This is a genomic window from Streptomyces sp. NPDC029466, from assembly GCF_055574515.1.
Map to the genome: position 1 here is coordinate 1 of NZ_JBVHZH010000013.1, position 19,474 is coordinate 19,474.

Below are 19,474 nucleotides of genomic sequence, written 5' to 3' on the forward strand. Positions count from 1 at the left end.
CCCCCCCCCCCCCCCCCCCCCCCCCCCCCCCCCCCCCCCCCCCCCCCCCCCCCCCCCCCCCCCCCCCCCCCCCCCCCCCCCCCCCCCCCCGCCGCAACTGCTCGGGCCGGCTCGGCCCGTCGTGCTCAGCCCACCGACGAGTAGGCCACCACGCCGCGCAGTACCCCGTCCATGGCCTTGCGGGCCGTGCGGGCGACCGTGCCGCCGGGCGGGGCCGCGGCCGCGATCTGGCCGAGGACGTCGATCAGTTGCTTGCACCAGCGGACGAAGTCACCGGCAGGCATCTCGGCCTCGCGGAGTACGTCGTCGAGGCCGAAGCCGGAGGCCCAGCGGTAGGCGGCCCAGGCGAAGCCGAGGTCCGGCTCCCGCTGGCCGACGCCTTCCGCCTGGTTGATCTTGTGATCCTCCTCCAGGGCGTCCAGCCGGCCCCAGATGCGGACCATCTCGCCCAGGGCGTCCCTGGCCTTGCCGGCCGGCAGCTTGGGCGCCACCGCGTCATCCGCCTGCCGCGCCTCATAGACCAGCGCCGAGGCGCAGGCCGCCAGCTCCGCGGGGCCCAGCCCCTCCCAGACGCCCTCGCGCAGACACTCACTCGCCAGCAGATCCAGCTCACCGTAGAGCCGGGCGAGCCGGCGGCCCTCGTCGGTGACGGTGTCGCCTTCGAGGTAGTCCATCTCGGTCAGCAGGGCGCAGATCCGGTCGAAGGTACGGGCGATGGTGTTCGTCCGGCCCTCGATCCGGCGCTCCAACTGGCGGGTGTCGCGCAGCAGTCGGTGATAGCGCTCCGCCCAGCGCGCGTGGTCCTCCCGCTCGGCGCAGCCGTGGCAGGGGTGCGCCCGGATCTCCGTACGCAGCCGGGCGAGCTCACGGTCGTCGGCCGCCTCCGAACGGGGTTTACGGTGCCGCGAGGGGACCATGTGGCCGGCCTTCGTCCGCAGCGCGGAGGCCAGATCGCGGCGCGACTGCGGGCTGCGGGCGTTGAACGACCTGGGGATCCGCATCCGGTCCAGCGCCTTGACCGGCACCGGGAAGTCGATCGAGGCCAGTCGCTTGACCTGCCGCTCGGCGGTCAGCACCAGCGGCCGCGGCCCGTCCTGCGCGTCGAAACCGCGGTGGCCGTTCGTCCGCCCCGAGGGCATCCCGGGGTCGAGGACCAGCGCGAGGCCCGCGTACTTGCCGGTGGGCACATGGATGACATCGCCGGGCTTCAGCTTCTCCAGAGCCGCCGCGGCCGCCACCCGCCGCTGCGCCGCGCCCTGCTTGGCCAGCTCCGTCTCCCGGTCCTTCAACTGCCGCCGCAGCCGGGAGTATTCCTCGAAGTCACCGAGGTGGCAGGTCATCGAGCCGCGGTAACCCTCCAGCCCCTCCTCGTTCTTCTGCACCTGCCGCGAGATCCCGACCACCGACTTGTCGGCCTGGAACTGCGCGAAGGACATCTCCAGCAGCTCCCGCGAACGGTGCCTGCCGAACTGCGAGACGAGGTTGACCGCCATGTTGTACGACGGCTTGAACGAGGACCGCAGCGGATAGGTACGCGTCCCGGCGAGCCCGGCCAGCGCGCCCGGGTCCATCCCCCGCTGCCACAGCACCACCGCGTGGCCCTCGATGTCGATACCGCGGCGCCCGGCCCGGCCGGTCAGCTGGGTGTACTCGCCGGGGGTGATGTCGGCGTGCTGCTCACCGTTCCACTTCACCAGCTTTTCCATCACCACGGAACGCGCGGGCATGTTGATGCCCAGCGCCAGTGTCTCGGTGGCGAAGACGGCCTTGACCAGGCCCTTCACGAACAGCTCCTCGACGACCTCCTTGAAGGTCGGCAGCATGCCGGCATGGTGCGCGGCGATGCCCCGCTCCAGGCCCTCCAACCACTCGAAGTAGCCCAGCACATGAAGGTCGTCATCCGGGATCCCGGCCGTCCGCGCCTCCACTATGCGACGGACCTGCTCGCGGCCCTCCTGGTCATTGAGCCGCAGGCCCGAAGCCAGGCACTGCTGGACGGCCGCCTCGCAGCCGGCCCGGCTGAAGATGAAGGTGATCGCGGGCAGCAGGCCCTCGTTGTCGAGACGGTCGATGACCTCGGGCCGGCTCGGCGTCCAGATACGGGCGCGCTGCCGCCGCTCACGCTCCCGGTCCGCCTCCCGCATAGTGCGGCCCCGGCGCTTGTCCCGCCCGAACGTCGGCCGGCTGTTCTCCATCCGCGCCAGCCGCTCCAGATCGGGATTGACCTCGCGGCGCCCGCCACTCTGCCCGTCCCGCTCCTCGAACAGGTCGTATATCCGGCGCCCCGCGAGGACGTGCTGCCACAGCGGCACCGGCCGGTGCTCGGAGACGATCACGGCGGTGTCGCCGCGCACCGTGTCCAGCCAGTCGCCGAACTCCTCGGCGTTGGAGACCGTCGCCGACAGTGACACCAGCGTCACCGACTCGGGAAGATGAATGATCACCTCTTCCCAGACGGCGCCACGGAAGCGGTCGGAGAGGTAGTGCACCTCGTCCATGACCACATAGCCGAGGCCGACCAGCGACTGCGAACCGGAATAGAGCATGTTCCGCAGCACCTCGGTGGTCATCACGACCACCGGAGCCTCGGAGTTGACGCTGTTGTCGCCGGTCAGCAGACCGACCTTCTCGGCACCGTAACGCCTGACCAGATCCTGGTACTTCTGGTTGGACAGCGCCTTGATGGGCGTGGTGTAGAAGCATTTTCGGCCCTGCTCCAGGGCCAGATGGACGGCGAATTCGCCGACGATCGTCTTGCCGGATCCAGTAGGAGCCGCGACCAGCACGCCCTGGCCGGCCTCCAGGGCCTGACACGCCTCGATCTGGAACGGATCCAGCCCGAAGTCGTACATTTCGCGGAAAGGGGCGAGTGCGGTGGCCTGCTCGGCCGCCCGGAGCTTGGCGGCGGCATAGCGCTCAGCAGGGGACATGTCCTCGGTCATCGTGCTTACGAGCCTACCGGCCGCCTCTGACAACGACCCGATCTTTATGCCGCGCTTTTGCCAGTGGCTGGGCGCCGTTCGCCTTTGGCTTGTGGGTGGCGGGTCGGAGGGGACGCCCAGTACCCCGTCCTCGGCGCGGGCGGCCCTGGTCCCAGAGGTAAGGCACCCCGGCGTCTGCTCCGGTCCTGCGGGCGGGGCACTGGACATCCCCTCCGACCACCGTCCGTGCGCGGCCGTCCCGCCGTACCGATGACCGTTACGGCGGCCGTACACGGCACCTCTTGGCAGGCACCTGGCCGAACTAGCCCCCGCGGCTTGGGCGCGGGCCGAGCTGGGCCGTGACGGACGGTGCCACCGCCCGGCAGACGGCAACGAGGGACGGTCGGAGGGGATGTACCGGGGCCCGCCCGCAGGACCGGAGCAAACACCGGGGCAATCAAACGCACGTAGCCGCGTCGCCCGCGCCGAGGACGGGCCCCGGTGCGTCCCCTCCGACCCCCGCGGCACCCACGCAACCCGCAACGGCGCCAGCCACCACGGCGCCGCACCAAACAACGTACGGCGCCAACACAGGGGCGCGGGGAACTGCGCGCCCAGCCACAACGGCGCCGCAGCCAAACGACGGCCGCCAACTACGCCAAGTCACAACCCATCACGTGAAGTCGTCGTACCCCCCACGACGCCCCGCACCGCTCTCGCCCGCCTCACCACTCGCCTGCTCCGGCAGCATCCGCCGGGAGGCAACCGGCTCGATCTCCCCGACCTCGCCGGGCGTCAGATCGAGCTCCGAGGCCTCGTCGTCGCTCAGCTCCGCGTCCGGGTTGCCGCGCTTGCGGCGCCGGTCGTTGAAGAGGCAGACGCCGACGGCTCCGAAGTACAGCACCACGATCGGCGCGGCCAGCAGCCCCATCGTCAGCGGATCACCGGTCGGCGTGGCAAGGGCCGCGAACACCGTGATGCCCAGCACCATGAACCGCCACCAGCTCAGGATCCGGCTGCCGGTGAGCACCCCGCCGAAGTTGAGCAGCACCAGGAGCAGCGGCAGCTCGAAGGCGAGGCCGAAGACCAGCACCATCCGCGTGACGATGTCGAAGAACTCGTCAGCGGGGAAGAAGTTGGCCCAGTCGCTGGGGGTCAGGCCGACCAGCGCGCCCGCGGTGGTCGGCAGGACCGCGTAGGCGAGGTACGCGCCGCCCAGGAAGAGCGGGGCACCGGCACCGACGAAGCCGAGGGCGTACTTCTTCTCGTGCCGGTGGAGGCCCGGCGCGAGGAAGGCCCAGAGCTGGTAGAGCCACACCGGGGTGGCGATGACGACACCGGTGGTGAGGGACACCTTGAGCATGATCGTGAACGGTGCGAGCAGACCGTTCGCCACGACCTGGGCACAGGGGTGGGTGCGCGGCCCGGAGGGTGTCTTGGGGCAGCCGACCGATTCGATGACCGGGCCCGTGACGAAGTGGGCGATCGCGTCGTACTGCCACATCGCGATGACGGTGATCACCATGATCGCCAGCACCGATTTCAGCAGCCGGTTACGCAGCTCACGCAGATGTGCCGCGAGCGGCATCCGCCCCTCGGGGTCCTTCTCCTGCTTGCGGGCAGACTTGAGCAACCCACTTCCTCGTCTCGTACATCAGCCGCCGCCGACCGCGCCGGGGCGACTGGATCGGATCGGTCAGCTCTGGTTGGTGCGGTTCGGCTCGGCCACGGGGCGCGAGCTGCTCACATCACCGGGAGCCGCCTGAATCGTACGAGGGGCCTGCTGAGCGGCATCGGCGGAAGCCTCGGAGGAGGTGCCGGAGGTGGCGCCACCGTCCGTGTCGCCCTCCTTCTTCATCGCCTTGGCCTCGCTCTTGAGGATGCGAGCGGACTTGCCGAGCGAACGCGCCATGTCCGGAAGCTTCTTCGCACCGAACAGCAGCACAATGACGACGAGGATCAGAATGATCTCGGGGGCCCTCAAGTTGCTCAACATCTGCGACTACCTTCTCGCCGGGGCGGCGTCTGCTGTGGTGCCTGCCGAATGGGGTCGGACTGGCGTCCTGGTGCTGGCTCGCTCGATCGTAACGTTCGGTGGTGAACGCCGGGCAATGCCCGTGCATCTTCCGAATTGCCTCGACTGTCGCGCACCGTGAACCGCAGAGGAAAGCCTACCCTTCCGCTCTCCCACGGAGCAGGGCGCGCATCCGCACCGCGGCATCTCAGTCCCGGCCCGCCTCGTGCATCCGGGAGGCGAGCGGCACCGCCGCCCGTTCCAGGTCCTCGCTGGCCCGCTGGATCCGCTCCGAGGTGGCCCCGACCTGGCGGGCCAGCCGTCGCACTTCGACGAAGACGCGGACGGCGAGGATGCCGAGCACGGCGATCCCGGCGAAGCCGAGGGCGATTGCGATCATGGGCCAGAGCATGGGACGAGCCTAACGGTCAGCCCGTGTGCAGCCGCAGCGTGCGGACCCCGCCGCCGGTGAGCAGCTCGATGATCCGCTCGCCGGCCGGTTTGCGCACCGCACGGCGGCAGTCGGGGCAGGTGAAGGAGTAGAAGGTGGTGCGGCGGCTGGCGCCGATCGCCAGCCGGAACGCGTCCGAGGCCAGTTCGAAGCGGCCCCGGCAGTCCGGGCAGGCTGCCTTGTAGAGCACCGGAGCGGGCCGGCCCGGCAAGGTGGTGGTCACCATCGTCATCCTTCGCTGCCTCGTCCTTCGGCCCGCGCCGCACGGCGCGCCCGGCCCGCCGCGCTCACTCGCCGTACGCCGCGAGGGCCTGCTCGGCGGCCTGCCGCGCGCTGTCGGCGAGGGCCTGCGGCGCCACGATCCGGCCGTCCCGGCCCAGCCGCAGGGCCAGCCGCCGCAGCGAGGCCGGGTCAGGGGTGCGCAGGGTGATGCGCAGGCCGCCGTCGGGCAGCTCCTCGGCACTGTCGTGCGGGTAGTACTCGGCGACCCAGCGGCCGCCGGGCCCGACCTCGATGGAGACCTCGGGGTCCTCGGCCGCGGGCTGCACCAAGCCCTCCGACAGATCACGCAGCTCGACCGGGGGCGGGTCGGCGGGGGCGTCCAGCAGCTTGATCTCGGCGACCCGGTCGAGCCGGAAGGTGCGCCGGGCCTCCGAGAGCCGGCACCAGGCTTCTACGTACGTGTGGCCGACGGCGAAGAGCCGGATCGGGTCCACCTCGCGCTCGGTCAGCTCGTCGCGGGCCGGGGAGTAGTAGCGCAGCCACAGCCGCCGCCGCTCGGCGATGGCGCGGTCGACGTCGGCGAACACCCCGCCCTCGGATTCGAAGGTCACCGAGAGCCGGGAGCTGGCGCCGGCCGCCTCACCGGCCGCCGCCTCCAGCTTGGCGGTGGCCCGCAGCAGCGCCTGCCGGTCGCCCTCGCGGAGTCCGGGCAGGGTGGCCACCGCGCGGGCCGCGACCAGCAGGGCGGTGGCCTCGTCGGCGGCCAGCCGCAGCGGCTCGGCGACATCGTCGGGGTTGTGCCACCAGATGCGGTCGCCGTCGGTGTCGATGTCCAGGAGGTCACCGCCGCGGAAGCTGGTGCCGCACATCGGCAGGACGTCGAGGTCGGCGATCAGCTCGTCCTCGGTGATGCCGAAGGCGCGGGCGACGTCCCCGACGCGGGCGCCGGGGCGCTCACGCAGGTAGGTCACCAGGGACAGCATCCGGCGGGTCTGGTCGATGGCGTTCGTCGCCATGGGTCTCGTATCCCTCTCAGCCCTTGGCCACGGCACGCAGCCGGTCGATGACATCGGCGCGCAGTTCCGCGGGTTCCAGGACGACCACGTCGGGGCCGAACTCCACGAGCCAGGCGTCGAGTCCGTGCCCGTTGGGGATCTCCAGCTCGTCCCAGCCGTCGCCCAGCTCGCGGACGGTGAGCGCACGGGCGCGCAACGGGTAGCCGTGCTCGGCCCGCAGCTTGATCCTGGCGGTGCCGGTGGCGGTCTCGCCGGCCCAGCTCTCGACGGTCTCGCGGACGGTGACGTGATCGGGCACCGGCGCGGTGAACGCCCCTTGCCGGGAACGGACCTTGCCGGTGATCCGGGAGAGCCGGAAGACCCGCTCGGCCTGTCGCTCACGGTCCCATCCTGCGACGTACCAGTGGCCCCGCCAGCATTCGAGGATCCAGGGTTCGACCTGCCGCTGCTCGGGGTGGGCGGCATTCGACTTGCGGTAGTCGAAGACGACCGGGCGGCGGTCGCGGCAGGCCAGCATCAGCGGCTCGAAGGCGGCCTCATGGGCGGGGATGCGGGGTTCCAGGGCGCTGTGCGGCTGTCCGGCGTCGTAGTCGGCACCGTCCCCGGCCAGCGGCATCCCGGCGGCGCGCAGCTTCTGGAGCGCACCGCTGGCGGCGCCCGCCAGCCGGGCCTGCTGCCAGATCTTGGCGGCGAGCCCCAGGGCGGCGGCTTCCTCGGCGTCCAGGGTGATCGGGGGCAGGCGGTTGCTGTCGCGGCGGGCGAGGTAGCCGATGTCGCCCTCGATGCCCTCGACGGTCTCGATGACCAGGCCCAGCTCGCGCAGATCGTCCTTGTCCCGCTCGAACATGCGGTTGAACGAGTCGTCGCTGTTCGCCTCGATATAGGCCTCGATGGACGACCGCAGTTCACGTTTGGTCAGCGGGCGTCGCGTCCCCAGCAGGCACAGCGCCAGATTCATCAGCCGCTCGGCCTTGGCAATGGCCATCGACGCCCTTTCTCGTTTGAACTTCCGATCGTTGACCGTACCGCTCGCGGTGGTCAGGGCAAAAGCCGGACGAGGGCCCGTGCCATCGCGGCACGGGCCCTCGGTCACGTCAGCAGCGGTCGCGCAGCGCGACCGGCGCCTGGTCTCAGACGGACACCAGGTCGCAGACGAAGATCAGCGTCTCGCCGGGGGCGATCCGGCCACCGCCGGCGCCACGGTCGCCGTACGCGAGGTGCGCGGGGATGGTCAGCCGGCGGCGGCCGCCGACCTTCATGCCCTGCACGCCCTGGTCCCAGCCGGCGATGACCTGGCCGGCGCCCAGCTGGAACTGGAGCGGCTTGCCGCGGTTCCAGCTGGCGTCGAACTCCTCGCCGGTGCTGAAGGACACCCCGACGTAGTGGACGGAGACGGTGTCCCCGGCCTTGGCGACCGGCCCGTCGCCCTCCCTCAGGTCCACGATCTCGAGCTCGGTGGGAGCCGGGCCCTCAGGAAAGTCGATCTCGGGCTTGTCGATGCTCACGGATGTGCTCCTACTTACGAATCTTTACGATTACGGCGCCAGTCTGGCAGATCAGCATCAGTTCACGCTGAGGACGTCCACCGAGAACACCAGATCGGAACCGATGGACTTCTGCTGGTCAGCGGTCAGCTTGCTCTTCGGCACCACGACCAGCACCCGGCTGCCGGCCTTCTTGCCCTTGAGCCCTTCCTTCCAGCCCGGCAGCTGTGCGACCGGCACATCCTGCGCCCCGGGCTGCCCCGGCGCCCAGGTGTCGGCGACCACCTTGCCGTCCTTCCAGGTGACCGCCGTGTAGTGGGCCCGCACGATGCTCTTCGGGTCGACCGTCGCGCCCTTGCCCTTGATGATCGTCGCGCTCTCGACGTCCTTCGGCGCGTCCTGGCCCTTGGGGAGGGTGATCTTCGGCGCCTTGCCGTCGATGTTGGTGCCCACCTTGGGGAGATCGCCGTTGTCCTGCGCGACCGGCTTGCCGTCGATCTTGCTCGGCATGATCTTCTTGAGGTCGACGACGAAGACCAGCGTGGAGTTGGCCGGGATGTTCTGCTGGGCCTGTGCGCCGTAGCCCTTGTCCGGCGGGATGACCAACTCGACGCGGCTGCCGAGCTTCTGGCCCACCAGGCCCTCGTCCCAGCCCTTGATGACCTTGCCGCTGCCGATCTCGAAGGTCGCCGGCGCGCCGCGGTCCCAGCTGTTGTCGAAGGCCTTGCCCTCCCAGGTCTGGCCGAGGTAATTGGCGTTGAGAGCCTCGCCCTTCTTCACCGCCGGCCCGTCGCCCTTTTTGAGGACCTTGACCTGAAGCTTCTTGGGCGGGGCGCCCTCACCCTTCTCGACCTTGGGCTTGGCATCCGCCTGCCCACTCACCTTCGGCGCTGAGCCGCCCTCGGATGAGTCGTCATTGCCGCAGGCCGCTGCGGAAACGAGGAGCAGGGGCACGGCGATCAGGGCTGCGATTCGGCGTCGGCGCACGTATATCCCTCAAAACGGGCTGCGATCAATGAATGGACGGAGCCACTCTAGCCACGCCAGGGGAAAGTGGCGGGGCCGTGTCACACGGACCCCGCCACTTTCCCATCCGGTCAGCACTCTCACCGGCACCACACGCTCGGAACACCGTCACTCGACCGGGTCGGATCCGCACTCTGAGTTACCCGGGGGAATCCACTCCGATACGGACAGCGGCATACGACCCGCGGCCGGTCACATTCCTGCGATCAGCTTCTCCACCCGGTCGTCCACCGAGCGGAACGGGTCCTTGCACAGCACCGTGCGCTGTGCCTGGTCATTGAGCTTGAGGTGCACCCAGTCGACCGTGAAATCGCGGCGCTGCTCCTGAGCCCGGCGAATGAAGTCGCCACGCAGCCTGGCGCGGGTGGTCTGCGGCGGCACCGACTTGCCCTCGAAGATCTTCAAGTCATTGCAGATCCGCGCCGCTTGGCCCTTCCGCTCCAGGAGGTAATAGAGCCCCCGCCGACGGTGGATGTCGTGATACGCGAGGTCTATCTGCGCCACTCGCGGGTGCGACATGGTGATGTTGTTCTTCGTCCGGTACCGCTCGATGAGCTGATGTTTCATCACCCAGTCGATCTCGGTCGAGACACGGTCGAGGTCCTCGTCCCGGATCGCTTCGAGCGTACGGCCCCACAGCTCCAGGACCCGCTCGACGAGGCCGGTACGGATTCCACGGCGGTCGCAGAAATCCACGGCCTTTTCGTAGTACTCCTGCTGGACCTCAAGCGCGGATGCCTCGCGCCCGCTGGCCAGTCGCACCTTGCGCTGCCCGGTGATGTCATGGCTGACCTCACGGATGGCCCGGATCGGGTTCTCCAGCGTCAGATCGCGCATGACCGTGCCCGCCTCGATCATGCGCAGCACGAGATCGGTGGCCCCGACCTTCAGCATCATGGTCGTCTCGGACATGTTGGAGTCACCGACGATGACATGGAGCCGGCGATAGCGCTCGGCGTCCGCATGCGGCTCATCGCGCGTATTGATGATCGGCCGGGAACGGGTGGTCGCCGAGGAGACGCCCTCCCAGATGTGCTCCGCACGCTGGCTGACGCAGTAGACGGCGCCACGCGGAGTCTGCAGCACCTTGCCCGCGCCGCACAGCAGCTGACGGGTGACGAGAAACGGAATGAGGATGTCCGCGAGCCGGGAGAACTCGCCATGGCGGGCGACGAGATAATTCTCGTGGCAGCCGTAGGAGTTTCCCGCCGAATCGGTGTTGTTCTTGAAGAGATAGACGTCGCCCGCGATTCCCTCCTCATGCAGGCGGCGCTCGGCGTCGACGAGCAGGCCTTCGAGAATGCGCTCGCCAGCCTTGTCGTGGGTGACCAGCTCGGTCACGTTGTCGCACTCGGGAGTTGCGTATTCCGGGTGCGAACCCACGTCCAAGTACAGGCGGGCGCCGTTCCGCAGGAAGACATTGCTGCTGCGGCCCCATGACACGACACGGCGGAAGAGGTACCGCGCCACTTCGTCAGGCGACAGTCGGCGCTGTCCCCTGAACGTGCACGTGACGCCGTACTCGTTCTCCAGCCCGAAAATGCGGCGGTCCATGACTGAACATTACGCCTGACGGCCTGCTCTGAAACCGGGTTCGGCCGCACCGTTTCGATCATTTTCCGCCGTGGCGGTCCCGGCCGTCCCCCGTACGGGATCCCCGAGAAATCGCTTCGTCGACAAAAGTACGAGCATCGCGGCGATCCCGCCGGCCCCCGCCACCGCGAAGCCCCCGCCCGCGCCGCCGCTCTCCACCACCGGGCCCACCACCGCGGATCCCATGGCCGCTCCGACGCCGAACGTCGTCACCAGCCAGGAAAACGCCTCCGTCACCGTGCCCTTGGGCGCGTGCCGGTCCACCACGACGAACGCGCAGGCCAGCGCCGGTGCCAGGAACACACCGGCGACACCGGTCAGTACCGTCATCCCGACCACGTCCGGCACCAGCACCAGCGGCACATAGCCCACCGCCAGCAGACAGACCAGCAGCCGCAGCCGGCTCTCCGGCCGCCCCGGCCACTCCCGGGCGCCGTAGACGAGCCCGCCGGCCAGCGCGCCGACACCGAGCGCGGACAGCAGCGCGCTGGAGACCATGCCGCCGCCGTGCTCATCGGCGTACGCCACCGCCGCGACCGCGATCGCCCCCATGGCCAGCCCCACGAAGAGGAACGCCCCGATCAGCACCAGCATCCCGGCCGAGCGCAGCGCCCCCAGCCAGTGCGCCTCCCGGGGCCCGCTGCGCCACTCCCGGGAGGGCGCGGAGACGACGACGGAGAGCGCGCCGAGCACCCCGAGCAGATTGATCACCAGCAGTGCCGCCCCCTCCGACCAGGCCGCCACGCACAGCGTCACCAGCAAGGGCCCCACCGCGAACATGACTTCCTGGGCCACCGCATCCAGGGCGTAGGCGGCGTGCACCCGGTCCGCGCGCTTGAGGACCCCGGGCCACAGCGCCCGCAGACCGCCTTCCAGGGGCGGGGTGAAGAAACCGGCGATCACCATGGCGGCGTAGGCGAGCCACAGCACATCCAGGCCGACGGCCGCCAGCAGCACCATGCCGAGCGCGGAGAGCACCGAGGCGGGCAGCATCACCCGCGGCTGTCCGTAGAGGTCCACGGCCCGGCCGAGCAGCGGCTGGCCGAGGGCGTTACAGACGCCGTAGACGGCGGAGAGCGCACCGGCCAGGGCGTAGCTGCCGCCCTCGGCGCGTACGAAGAGGACCACGGCCAGCGCCGCGGTGGCGTTCGGCAGCCTGCCGACCAGCGTCCCCGCCAGGAGCCGGGCCGCATGCCGGGTCCTGAGCAGCTCCGCGTATCCCGCGGCCATCGGCGCCCCTTTCCTGTCCGGCCGGACCGGACGTGTTACGTATAACCTTTGCCGTTATACGTATCATGACGCCAACCCGCGGTCCACTCGCGGTGGCCGAACGTGAGGAGCAGGACAGCCGGTGAGCAGCAACGAGGCCGCACCGTCCCCCGGTGCGCACACGGCCGGCGCCGCGCGCCCCGGCGGCCCGGCCGCCGCCCGCGTCACCAGCCGGGACGTGGCCCGCGCCGCCGGGGTCTCCCAGGCCGCCGTCTCGCTCGTCCTGGGTGACAAGTGGCGCGGCCGGGTCTCCCCCGGCAAGGCGGAAGCCGTCCGCGCCGCCGCCCGCGAGCTGGGATACCGGCCCAACCTCGCCGCCCGCAGCCTGCGGATGGGCCGCACCCGCACGGTGCTGCTGGTCGTCCCCGCCCTGACCACCGAGTTCTTCGCCCGCGTCTACACCGGCGCGGCCCGGGTCGCCGCCGAGCACGGCTTCGGCGTGGTCCTCTACCCCTCCCCCGAAGGCATCGGCCCCGCCCGCGACCCGTTCGACTCCGCCGCGGCCACCCTGGACGGAGTGATCGCCTCGTCCATGGCCGCCGAGGCGCTCACCGCGCTCCGGGACGCGGATCTGCCGCTGGTCATGCTGGACAGCGACCCCGCCGACGACCGGGCCGGCGCCACCGTCAACCTCGATATCGCCCACGGCGTACGGCAGTTGACCGGCCATCTGACCGCCCTCGGCCACCGCCGCATCACCCATCTCGCGGCCGATGTCCGGTCCTGGACCTTCGAGGTGCGCGCCCGCGCCGTCGACGAGAGCCTCCAGGACGTCCCCGGCGCGGTGCTGCGCCGTCAGCCGGCCGCCCTCGGTGTGGACGCCGGGCTGCACGCCGCGCACACCGCCCTCACCGGGCCCGGCCCCCGCCCCACGGCGCTGCTCTGCGACGACGACATCATCGCCGCGGGCGCCTGCAAGGCCGTCCGCCGCCTGGGCCTGCGCGTCCCCGAAGACGTCTCCGTCACCGGCTTCGACGACCTGGCCCTGGCCGTCGCCGTCGAACCCGAGCTGACGACCGTACGGCTGCCCGCCGAGGAGTTCGGCGAGGCCGGGATGCGGGCCCTGATGACGGTGCTCGACGGGCGCCCGGCGGACGCCCCCACGCTGCCCGTGGAACTGGTCACCCGCGGCTCCACCGCCCCGCCCCAGGACGCCCCCGGACACGCCACGCGCCCCGGCGGGCAGTGACCCACCGGGGCGCGTGAACCGGGCCTCGAAAGCGGTACCTCGTCAGAGCAGCGGGCCGGACTCCCCTTCGGAGTCGTCCTTGCCCTTGGCTCCCTTGCCGCCGGTTCCCTCATCGGACGCCCCGGCCTCGCCGGCCCCGGCGTCCGCATCCGCCGCCGGCTCCTTGGCGCCCGCGGCGGCGTGCTCGTCCAGGAGCCGCGACAGCTGCCGCCCCAGGATCCGCTTGAACTTGCGCTGCTGCGGTCGCGTGCGGTCCAGGGTGGCGACCTCGAGCTGTTCGGCGGTCAGGGTGCGCTCACCGCCGTTGGTGTCCCGCGACAGCGACTCCACCGCCAGCTTCAGCGCCTCGGCCAGCGTCATTCCGTCGCGGTGCCGCTGGTCGAGATAGCTGCTGATCTGGTCGGCATTGCCACCGACGGCCACCGACCCGTGCTCGTCCACGATCGAGCCGTCGTGCGGCAGCCGGTAGATCTGGTCCTCCTCGGGCGCGCTGCCGACCTCGGCCACGATCAGCTCGACCTCGTACGGCTTCTCGGCGGCGCTGGAGAAGATCGTGCCGAGCGTCTGGGCGTAGACATTCGCCAGGCCGCGCGCGGTCACGTCCTCCCGGTCGTAGGTGTAACCCCGCAGATCGGCATAGCGCACACCGCCGATCCGCAGATTCTCGAACTCGTTGTATTTGCCGACGGCCGCGAAGGCGATCCGGTCATAGATCTCGCTGACCTTGTGCAGGGCGCGGGAAGGATTCTCGGCGACGAAGACCACGCCGTCGGTGTATTGCAGCACCACGACACTGCGGCCGCGCGCGATGCCCTTGCGGGCGTATTCGGCGCGATCGGCCATGGCCTGCTGGGGTGAGACATAGAACGGCGTCGACACCGGCTATCCGTCCCTTCCTGTCAAGAGCTCTCTCAGTGGCTGGGGGCACACCCAGCGGGAGCTGGGGGAGCATTGCGGAACATCCGTCCCGTCAGAGCAGCGCGGCGCGCGGACCGTCGGGCTGCTCCAGGCGGCGCTCATGAATGGCACGGGCGACCTCCGCGACCTCGGATTCGGTCAGCTTCTTGAAGCCGTCCTCAGTGATCACCGTGACGATCGGGTAGATCCGCCGCGCCATGTCCGGTCCGCCGGTCGCCGAGTCGTCGTCCGCGGCGTCATAGAGCGCCTGGACGACGGCCGTGACCGCCTGATCCTCCGTGAAGTCCTCCTGGAAGAGCTTCTTCAGGGCGCTGCGCGCGAAGACCGAGCCGGAACCCGTCGCGGCGAATCCCTGCTCCTCCGAGCGCCCGCCGGTGACGTCGTACGAGAAGATACGGCCCTTCTCGCGGTCCAGGTCATAGCCGGCGAACAACGGCACCACGGCCAGGCCCTGCATGGCCATCCCGAGATTGCTGCGAATCATCGTCGACAGACGATTCGCCTTGCCCTCCAGGGAGAGTTGGGCGCCCTCGACCTTCTCGAAGTGCTCCAGCTCCAGCTGGAAGAGCTTGACCATTTCCACCGCGAGGCCTGCCGTGCCCGCGATGCCGACCGCCGAATACTCGTCGGCCGGGAAAACCTTCTCGATGTCACGCTGCGCGATGACATTGCCCATGGTCGCCCGCCGGTCACCGGCGAGCACCACGCCCCCGGGGAACGCCGCGGCGACGATCGTCGTGCCGTGCGGCGCCTCGATGGCGCCCTGTACCGGCGGCAACGGGCGATTGCCCGGCAGCAGATCAGGCGAGTGCGCGCCGAGGAAATCCATGAACGACGAGGATCCAGGCGTCAGGAAGGCAGCTGGTAGACGCCCGGTGCTTCGAGTATTGGCTTCCACACGTTTCCTTCCGGATATGCGATGGCCCTGCGCATGGCGACGGGGTCATCCCTCAACTTGCCGAGTGCCGAGTTGCAGTTGATGCACCGTACGCCTCGGACCTTACCCGTATCAGGGGTGTGATCCACATGCCCGGGGCCCGGCTCGGGACGGATCGGACGGAGACCGGCCGCTCCTTGATCATCGCGCCCGCCCGGCGGCGCCCGCACCCGCCGGGGCCGGCGGACCGGCTTTCGGTGTTCGGCCTTCCCGCCGCCGCTGCGGCGGGCGCGTGCCGTGGTGCATTGCCGGGCGTACGAGGTGCCGCGGTCCTGGCGGCCGTCGCCTCTCCCCGGATGTCGCCCGAAGGCTGCGCGCGGTCATTCCCTTCCGCACCGCGCGCAACGCTTCGGCCCCCTGCATCGAACGTGTCCGGTCCGCTCTACTCCCCGCCCTTTTGCACGAAGCTCCGAACGAAATCCTCGGCGTTCTCTTCGAGCACATCGTCGATTTCGTCCAGGACGGAATCCACGTCGTCCGACAACTTTTCCTGGCGTTCCTTGAGGTCTTCCGAAGCCTCCGCGTCCTGCGTCTGCTCCTCGACCTCTTCGGTGGAACGCGTGGCCTTGGCCTGTCCGCCGCCGCTGTCCTTGGTCGCCATGTCCCTCACCCCGCTCGGTTCGCCCCGCTCGATGTGACCTTCAAGATCCGACCCTACAAGCAGGGTCCGACATCGGCCCTGCACTTGCTGCAACGCCCGGGAGTCACCTCGATGATTCCCGCCCCGCGACGATTTCAGCCGTGGATCGGCCACGGATCGCCATGAAATTTGTCGTGCACCTGCCGCGGCTCAGCGACCGGAGAGCGTCCTGACCAGCTCCTCTGCGGTACGACAGCGGTCAAGGAGCTCCTTGACGTGCTTACGGGTCCCCCGCAGCGGCTCCAGTGTGGGAACCCGTTGCAGGGAGTCACGACCGGGCAGATCGAAAATGACCGAATCCCAGGAGGCCGCCGCGACATCGTCCGCGTACTGCTCCAGGCAGCGGCCGCGGAAGTACGCCCTGGTGTCCTCCGGGGGCTTCTGCTCCGCCCGGGTGACGTCCGACTCGTCCAGGAGCCGCTGCATCTTGCCGCGGGCCGCCAGACGGTTGTACAGGCCCTTGTCGGGGCGCACGTCGGCGTACTGGAGGTCGATGAGGTGCAGCCGCGCCGCGTCCCAGTCCAGGCCGTCCCGGCGCCGGTAGCCCTCCATGAGCTCACGCTTGGCGACCCAGTCCAGCTCGCCGGACAGGCTCATCGGATCGTTCTCCAGCCGGCCGAGGACGTCCTCCCACCTGGTCAGGACGTCCTTGGTCTGGTCGTCCGCATCCGCTCCGTAACGGTCCTCGACGTATTTGCGGGCCAGCTCGAAGTACTCCATCTGGAGCTGGACGGCGGTGAGGGTGCGGCCGCTGCGGAGCGTGATCAGATGTTGCAGACCGGGGTCGTGGGAGACCTGGTGGAGGGTGCGGACGGGCTGGTCGATGGCCAGATCGACGGCGATGAACCCGTCCTCGATCATGGAGAGCACCAGCGAGGTGGTGCCCAGCTTCAGATAGGTCGAGATCTCGGAGAGGTTGGCGTCGCCGATGATCACGTGGAGCCGGCGGTACTTCTCCGCGTCCGCGTGCGGTTCGTCGCGGGTATTGATGATCGGCCGCTTGAGCGTCGTCTCCAGGCCGACCTCCACCTCGAAGTAGTCGGCGCGCTGGCTGAGCTGGAAGCCGTGCTCGTGGCCGTCCTGGCCGATACCGACCCGGCCGGCGCCGGTGACCACCTGGCGGGAGACGAAGAACGGCGTCAGATGCCGCACGATGTCCGAGAACGGGGTCTCCCGTTTCATCAGGTAGTTCTCGTGCGTGCCGTAGGAGGCGCCCTTGTTGTCCGTGTTGTTCTTGTAAAGGTGGATGGGCTGGGCGCCGGGGACCTGGGCGGCCCGCTCGGCGGCCTCGGCCATGATCCGCTCGCCGGCCTTGTCCCACAGGACGGCGTCACGCGGATTGGTGACCTCTGGGGCGCTGTATTCGGGGTGGGCGTGGTCGACGTAGAGCCTGGCGCCATTCGTGAGGATCACATTGGCCAGGCCGATGTCCTCGTCCGTGAGCTGGCTGGCGTCGGCGTTTTCCCGTGCGAGGTCGAAGCCGCGGGCGTCCCGCAGCGGGTTCTCCTCCTCGAAATCCCAGCGGGCACGGCGTGCCCGGTGCATCGCGGCCGCGTAGGCGTTGACGACCTGGGACGAGGTGAGCATGGCATTGGCGTTCGGGTGGCCGGGGACGGAGATCCCGTACTCCGTCTCGATTCCCATTACTCGCCGTACAGTCATGCGGCCCTCCTAGCCCGGCGGCGCCCCCGGATGGGGTCGGCGCTCAAGTACCGCAGCGCTTCCGGTCCGCGTGCGTGCCCCACGCCCGCACAGCGTGACGCAGCGGTACCGAAGAGCCTAGAACGCCTTAGCGGCGCTGGGGAGATCATTACAGTCATTGCTCCAGTCCGGTTTTCCCTGGTTCACCGCGCCCTTATGGGGAGCGGTTCTGGCGCCCCCGGAAAAGCGTCCGGCTGCGGACGCCCCGTGCAGGACATCCGCAGCCGGAGAGCGGTGTTACAGGTATTGGCCGGTATTCGCCACCGTATCGATGGAGCGACCGGTGTCGGCGCCCTGCTTTCCGGTGACCAGCGTACGGATGTATACGATCCGCTCGCCCTTCTTTCCGGAGATCCGGGCCCAGTCGTCCGGGTTGGTGGTGTTGGGCAGGTCCTCGTTCTCCTTGAACTCATCCACGCATGCCTGGAGGAGGTGGGAAACCCGAAGCCCCTTCTGATTGTGTTCGAGGAAGGCCTTGATGGCCATCTTCTTCGCACGTCCTACGATGTTTTCGATCATCGCACCGGAGTTGAAGTCCTTGAAGTAAAGGACTTCCTTGTCACCATTGGCGTAGGTGACCTCCAGGAAGCGATTTTCCTCGGATTCCGCATACATCTGCTCGACGACCGACTGGATCATTCCGCTCACTGCGGCCTTCCGCGAGTCGCCGTGTTCGGCGAGATCGTCGGAGTGCAGCGGCAGCCTTTCCGTGAGGTACTTCGAGAAGATGTCCTTGGCGGCCTCCGCGTCCGGCCGCTCGATCTTGATCTTCACGTCGAGACGGCCGGGGCGCAGGATCGCCGGGTCGATCATGTCCTCGCGGTTCGAGGCGCCGATCACGATCACGTTTTCGAGGCCCTCGACACCGTCGATCTCGGAGAGCAGCTGCGGGACGATGGTGTTCTCCACGTCCGAGCTGACGCCGGAGCCCCGGGTGCGGAAGAGGGAGTCCATCTCGTCGAAGAAGACGATGACGGGGGTGCCCTCGCTGGCCTTTTCCCTGGCGCGCTGGAAGACCAGCCGGATGTGCCGCTCCGTCTCGCCGACGTACTTGTTGAGCAGCTCCGGGCCCTTGATGTTGAGGAAGAAGCTCTTCCCCGCGGGCTGCCCGGTCACCTCGGCGACCTTCTTGGCAAGGGAGTTGGCGACCGCCTTGGCGATGAGCGTCTTGCCGCAGCCGGGCGGGCCGTAGAGCAAGACACCCTTGGGCGGGCGGAGTTCGTGCTCCTTGAAGAGGTCGGGGTAGAGGTACGGAAGCTCGACCGCGTCCCGGATCAGTTCGATCTGGCCGCCCAGACCGCCGATCTTGGTGTAGTCGATGTCCGGGACCTCTTCGAGGACGAGTTCCTCGACCTCGCTCTTCGGGATGACCTCGTAGACGTAGCCGGAGCGGGGCTCGAGGAGCAGGGCGTCGCCGGGGCGGATGGTGATGTCCAGCAGCGGCTCGGCGAGCCTCACCACCCGTTCCTCGTCGGTGTGCCCGATCACCAGGGCGCGCTCGCCGTCCTCAAGGATCTCCTTGAGGGTGACGATGTCGCCGGCGCTCTCGAACTCCATGGCCTCGACCACGTTGAGCGCTTCATTGAGCATGACCTCTTGGCCGCGCCTGAGGTCCTCGGTCTCCACACTGGGGCTGACATTCACCCGGAGCTTTCTGCCCCCGGTGAAAATGTCGACCGTGCCGTCATCGTTCGTCTGAAGGAAGACCCCGAAGCCGGCCGGCGGCTGCGCGAGCCGGTCCACTTCCTCCTTCAGGGCGACGATCTGGTCGCGGGCCTCGCGGAGAGTATTGGCGAGACGCTCGTTCTGCGCCGAGACGCCGGCCAGGTTGGTCTGCAGCTCGACGATCCGCTCTTCGAGAATCCTCGTGTGACGCGGAGAGTCGGCGAGCTTGCGTCGCAGGACGGCGATCTCCTGCTCAAGATAGGCAACCTGGCCGGCGGGATCTTCAGACCCTCGCCCCGGCCGGATGCCGCGGTTGATGTCGTCGTCGTGGGCTGCCACGGTCCTCACCTCCTCCAAGGAGCTGGACGCTTCCTGACCCTACCTGGGCCGGTGCAGGTTGAAACCCCTAGATCGAAAAGACTGTCGGG

18 protein-coding genes are annotated in these 19,474 nt (G+C 69.3%); 1 reads left to right on the forward strand and 17 read right to left on the reverse strand.

Annotation, left to right across the window (positions count from 1 at the left end; translation table 11 throughout):
- Nucleotides 1–125 precede the first annotated feature (125 nt).
- From ACZ4XD_RS12865 to ACZ4XD_RS12915, 11 genes are all read right to left on the reverse strand, one after another.
- Nucleotides 126–2,942, reverse strand: a complete 2,817-nt coding sequence (locus tag ACZ4XD_RS12865; protein WP_468041377.1) for a DEAD/DEAH box helicase — start codon at nt 2,940–2,942, stop codon at nt 126–128.
- Nucleotides 2,943–3,594: 652 nt separating this feature from the next.
- On the reverse strand, nt 3,595–4,554 hold the full coding sequence (gene tatC / locus ACZ4XD_RS12870) for a twin-arginine translocase subunit TatC (protein ID WP_468041378.1): 960 nt from the start codon (nt 4,552–4,554) through the stop codon (nt 3,595–3,597).
- Nucleotides 4,555–4,617: 63 nt separating this feature from the next.
- Nucleotides 4,618–4,917 (reverse strand): Sec-independent protein translocase subunit TatA, encoded by a 300-nt coding sequence (gene tatA, locus ACZ4XD_RS12875; protein ID WP_468041379.1) that lies wholly within the window; start codon nt 4,915–4,917, stop codon nt 4,618–4,620.
- A gap of 226 nt (nt 4,918–5,143) precedes the next feature.
- Nucleotides 5,144–5,347 carry a hypothetical protein gene (locus ACZ4XD_RS12880; RefSeq protein ID WP_386689637.1) on the reverse strand — a complete coding sequence of 68 codons (204 nt, stop codon included), beginning with the start codon at nt 5,345–5,347 and terminating at the stop codon, nt 5,144–5,146.
- Nucleotides 5,348–5,363: 16 nt separating this feature from the next.
- Nucleotides 5,364–5,618, reverse strand: a complete 255-nt coding sequence (locus tag ACZ4XD_RS12885) for a hypothetical protein (protein ID WP_042157128.1) — start codon at nt 5,616–5,618, stop codon at nt 5,364–5,366.
- 55 nt (nt 5,619–5,673) lie between these two features.
- On the reverse strand, nt 5,674–6,624 hold the full coding sequence (locus tag ACZ4XD_RS12890) for a helix-turn-helix transcriptional regulator (RefSeq protein ID WP_468041380.1): 951 nt from the start codon (nt 6,622–6,624) through the stop codon (nt 5,674–5,676).
- 16 nt (nt 6,625–6,640) lie between these two features.
- Complete coding sequence (locus ACZ4XD_RS12895; RefSeq protein WP_423605968.1) at nt 6,641–7,609, reverse strand: helix-turn-helix transcriptional regulator; 969 nt, start codon at nt 7,607–7,609, stop codon at nt 6,641–6,643.
- 145 nt (nt 7,610–7,754) lie between these two features.
- Entirely contained in the window at nt 7,755–8,129 is a 375-nt protein-coding gene (locus ACZ4XD_RS12900) for an FKBP-type peptidyl-prolyl cis-trans isomerase (RefSeq protein WP_042157134.1), read from the reverse strand.
- A 57-nt stretch (nt 8,130–8,186) separates the two neighbouring features.
- Nucleotides 8,187–9,095, reverse strand: coding sequence for an FKBP-type peptidyl-prolyl cis-trans isomerase (locus ACZ4XD_RS12905; RefSeq protein ID WP_468041381.1), 909 nt, complete (start codon nt 9,093–9,095; stop codon nt 8,187–8,189).
- A gap of 231 nt (nt 9,096–9,326) precedes the next feature.
- Nucleotides 9,327–10,688, reverse strand: a complete 1,362-nt coding sequence (gene pafA / locus ACZ4XD_RS12910; RefSeq protein ID WP_042157138.1) for a Pup--protein ligase — start codon at nt 10,686–10,688, stop codon at nt 9,327–9,329.
- A 9-nt stretch (nt 10,689–10,697) separates the two neighbouring features.
- A complete protein-coding gene (locus tag ACZ4XD_RS12915) occupies nt 10,698–11,957 on the reverse strand; it encodes an MFS transporter (RefSeq protein ID WP_468041382.1) in 1,260 nt (419 codons plus the stop codon).
- A 121-nt stretch (nt 11,958–12,078) separates the two neighbouring features.
- On the opposite strand from ACZ4XD_RS12915, the gene ACZ4XD_RS12920 reads away from it, so the two are divergent.
- Complete coding sequence (locus tag ACZ4XD_RS12920; protein WP_468041383.1) at nt 12,079–13,185, forward strand: LacI family DNA-binding transcriptional regulator; 1,107 nt, start codon at nt 12,079–12,081, stop codon at nt 13,183–13,185.
- A gap of 42 nt (nt 13,186–13,227) precedes the next feature.
- Here ACZ4XD_RS12920 and prcA read toward each other — a convergent pair whose 3' ends face one another.
- The 6 genes from prcA to arc form a co-directional block, all read right to left on the reverse strand.
- Nucleotides 13,228–14,064 (reverse strand): proteasome subunit alpha, encoded by an 837-nt coding sequence (gene prcA, locus ACZ4XD_RS12925; protein WP_468041384.1) that lies wholly within the window; start codon nt 14,062–14,064, stop codon nt 13,228–13,230.
- A gap of 91 nt (nt 14,065–14,155) precedes the next feature.
- The gene (gene prcB, locus ACZ4XD_RS12930; protein WP_235467352.1) at nt 14,156–15,001 is read right to left on the reverse strand and encodes a proteasome subunit beta; all 846 of its coding nucleotides are present in this window, start codon (nt 14,999–15,001) and stop codon (nt 14,156–14,158) included.
- Complete coding sequence (locus tag ACZ4XD_RS12935) at nt 14,953–15,210, reverse strand: endonuclease domain-containing protein (RefSeq protein ID WP_328546396.1); 258 nt, start codon at nt 15,208–15,210, stop codon at nt 14,953–14,955. Before ACZ4XD_RS12935 ends, prcB begins: the two co-directional genes overlap by 49 nt.
- Before the next feature lie 212 nt (nt 15,211–15,422).
- Nucleotides 15,423–15,641 (reverse strand): ubiquitin-like protein Pup, encoded by a 219-nt coding sequence (locus ACZ4XD_RS12940; RefSeq protein WP_042157149.1) that lies wholly within the window; start codon nt 15,639–15,641, stop codon nt 15,423–15,425.
- 189 nt (nt 15,642–15,830) lie between these two features.
- Nucleotides 15,831–17,342 carry a depupylase/deamidase Dop gene (gene dop, locus ACZ4XD_RS12945; protein WP_468041385.1) on the reverse strand — a complete coding sequence of 504 codons (1,512 nt, stop codon included), beginning with the start codon at nt 17,340–17,342 and terminating at the stop codon, nt 15,831–15,833.
- Between the two features lie 276 nt (nt 17,343–17,618).
- A complete protein-coding gene (gene arc / locus ACZ4XD_RS12950) occupies nt 17,619–19,385 on the reverse strand; it encodes a proteasome ATPase (RefSeq protein ID WP_042157154.1) in 1,767 nt (588 codons plus the stop codon).
- Nucleotides 19,386–19,474 lie beyond the last annotated feature (89 nt).

Coding starts and splice junctions, on each gene's coding strand:
- ACZ4XD_RS12885 (WP_042157128.1), bottom strand. CDS start 5,618: ATGACGATGGTGACCACCACCTTGCCGGGCCGGCCCGCTCCGGTGCTC.
- ACZ4XD_RS12890 (WP_468041380.1), bottom strand. CDS start 6,624: ATGGCGACGAACGCCATCGACCAGACCCGCCGGATGCTGTCCCTGGTG.
- ACZ4XD_RS12940 (WP_042157149.1), bottom strand. CDS start 15,641: ATGGCGACCAAGGACAGCGGCGGCGGACAGGCCAAGGCCACGCGTTCC.
- tatA (WP_468041379.1), bottom strand. CDS start 4,917: ATGTTGAGCAACTTGAGGGCCCCCGAGATCATTCTGATCCTCGTCGTC.
- dop (WP_468041385.1), bottom strand. CDS start 17,342: ATGACTGTACGGCGAGTAATGGGAATCGAGACGGAGTACGGGATCTCC.
- ACZ4XD_RS12895 (WP_423605968.1), bottom strand. CDS start 7,609: ATGGCCATTGCCAAGGCCGAGCGGCTGATGAATCTGGCGCTGTGCCTG.
- ACZ4XD_RS12880 (WP_386689637.1), bottom strand. CDS start 5,347: ATGCTCTGGCCCATGATCGCAATCGCCCTCGGCTTCGCCGGGATCGCC.
- ACZ4XD_RS12865 (WP_468041377.1), bottom strand. CDS start 2,942: ATGACCGAGGACATGTCCCCTGCTGAGCGCTATGCCGCCGCCAAGCTC.
- ACZ4XD_RS12915 (WP_468041382.1), bottom strand. CDS start 11,957: ATGGCCGCGGGATACGCGGAGCTGCTCAGGACCCGGCATGCGGCCCGG.
- pafA (WP_042157138.1), bottom strand. CDS start 10,688: ATGGACCGCCGCATTTTCGGGCTGGAGAACGAGTACGGCGTCACGTGC.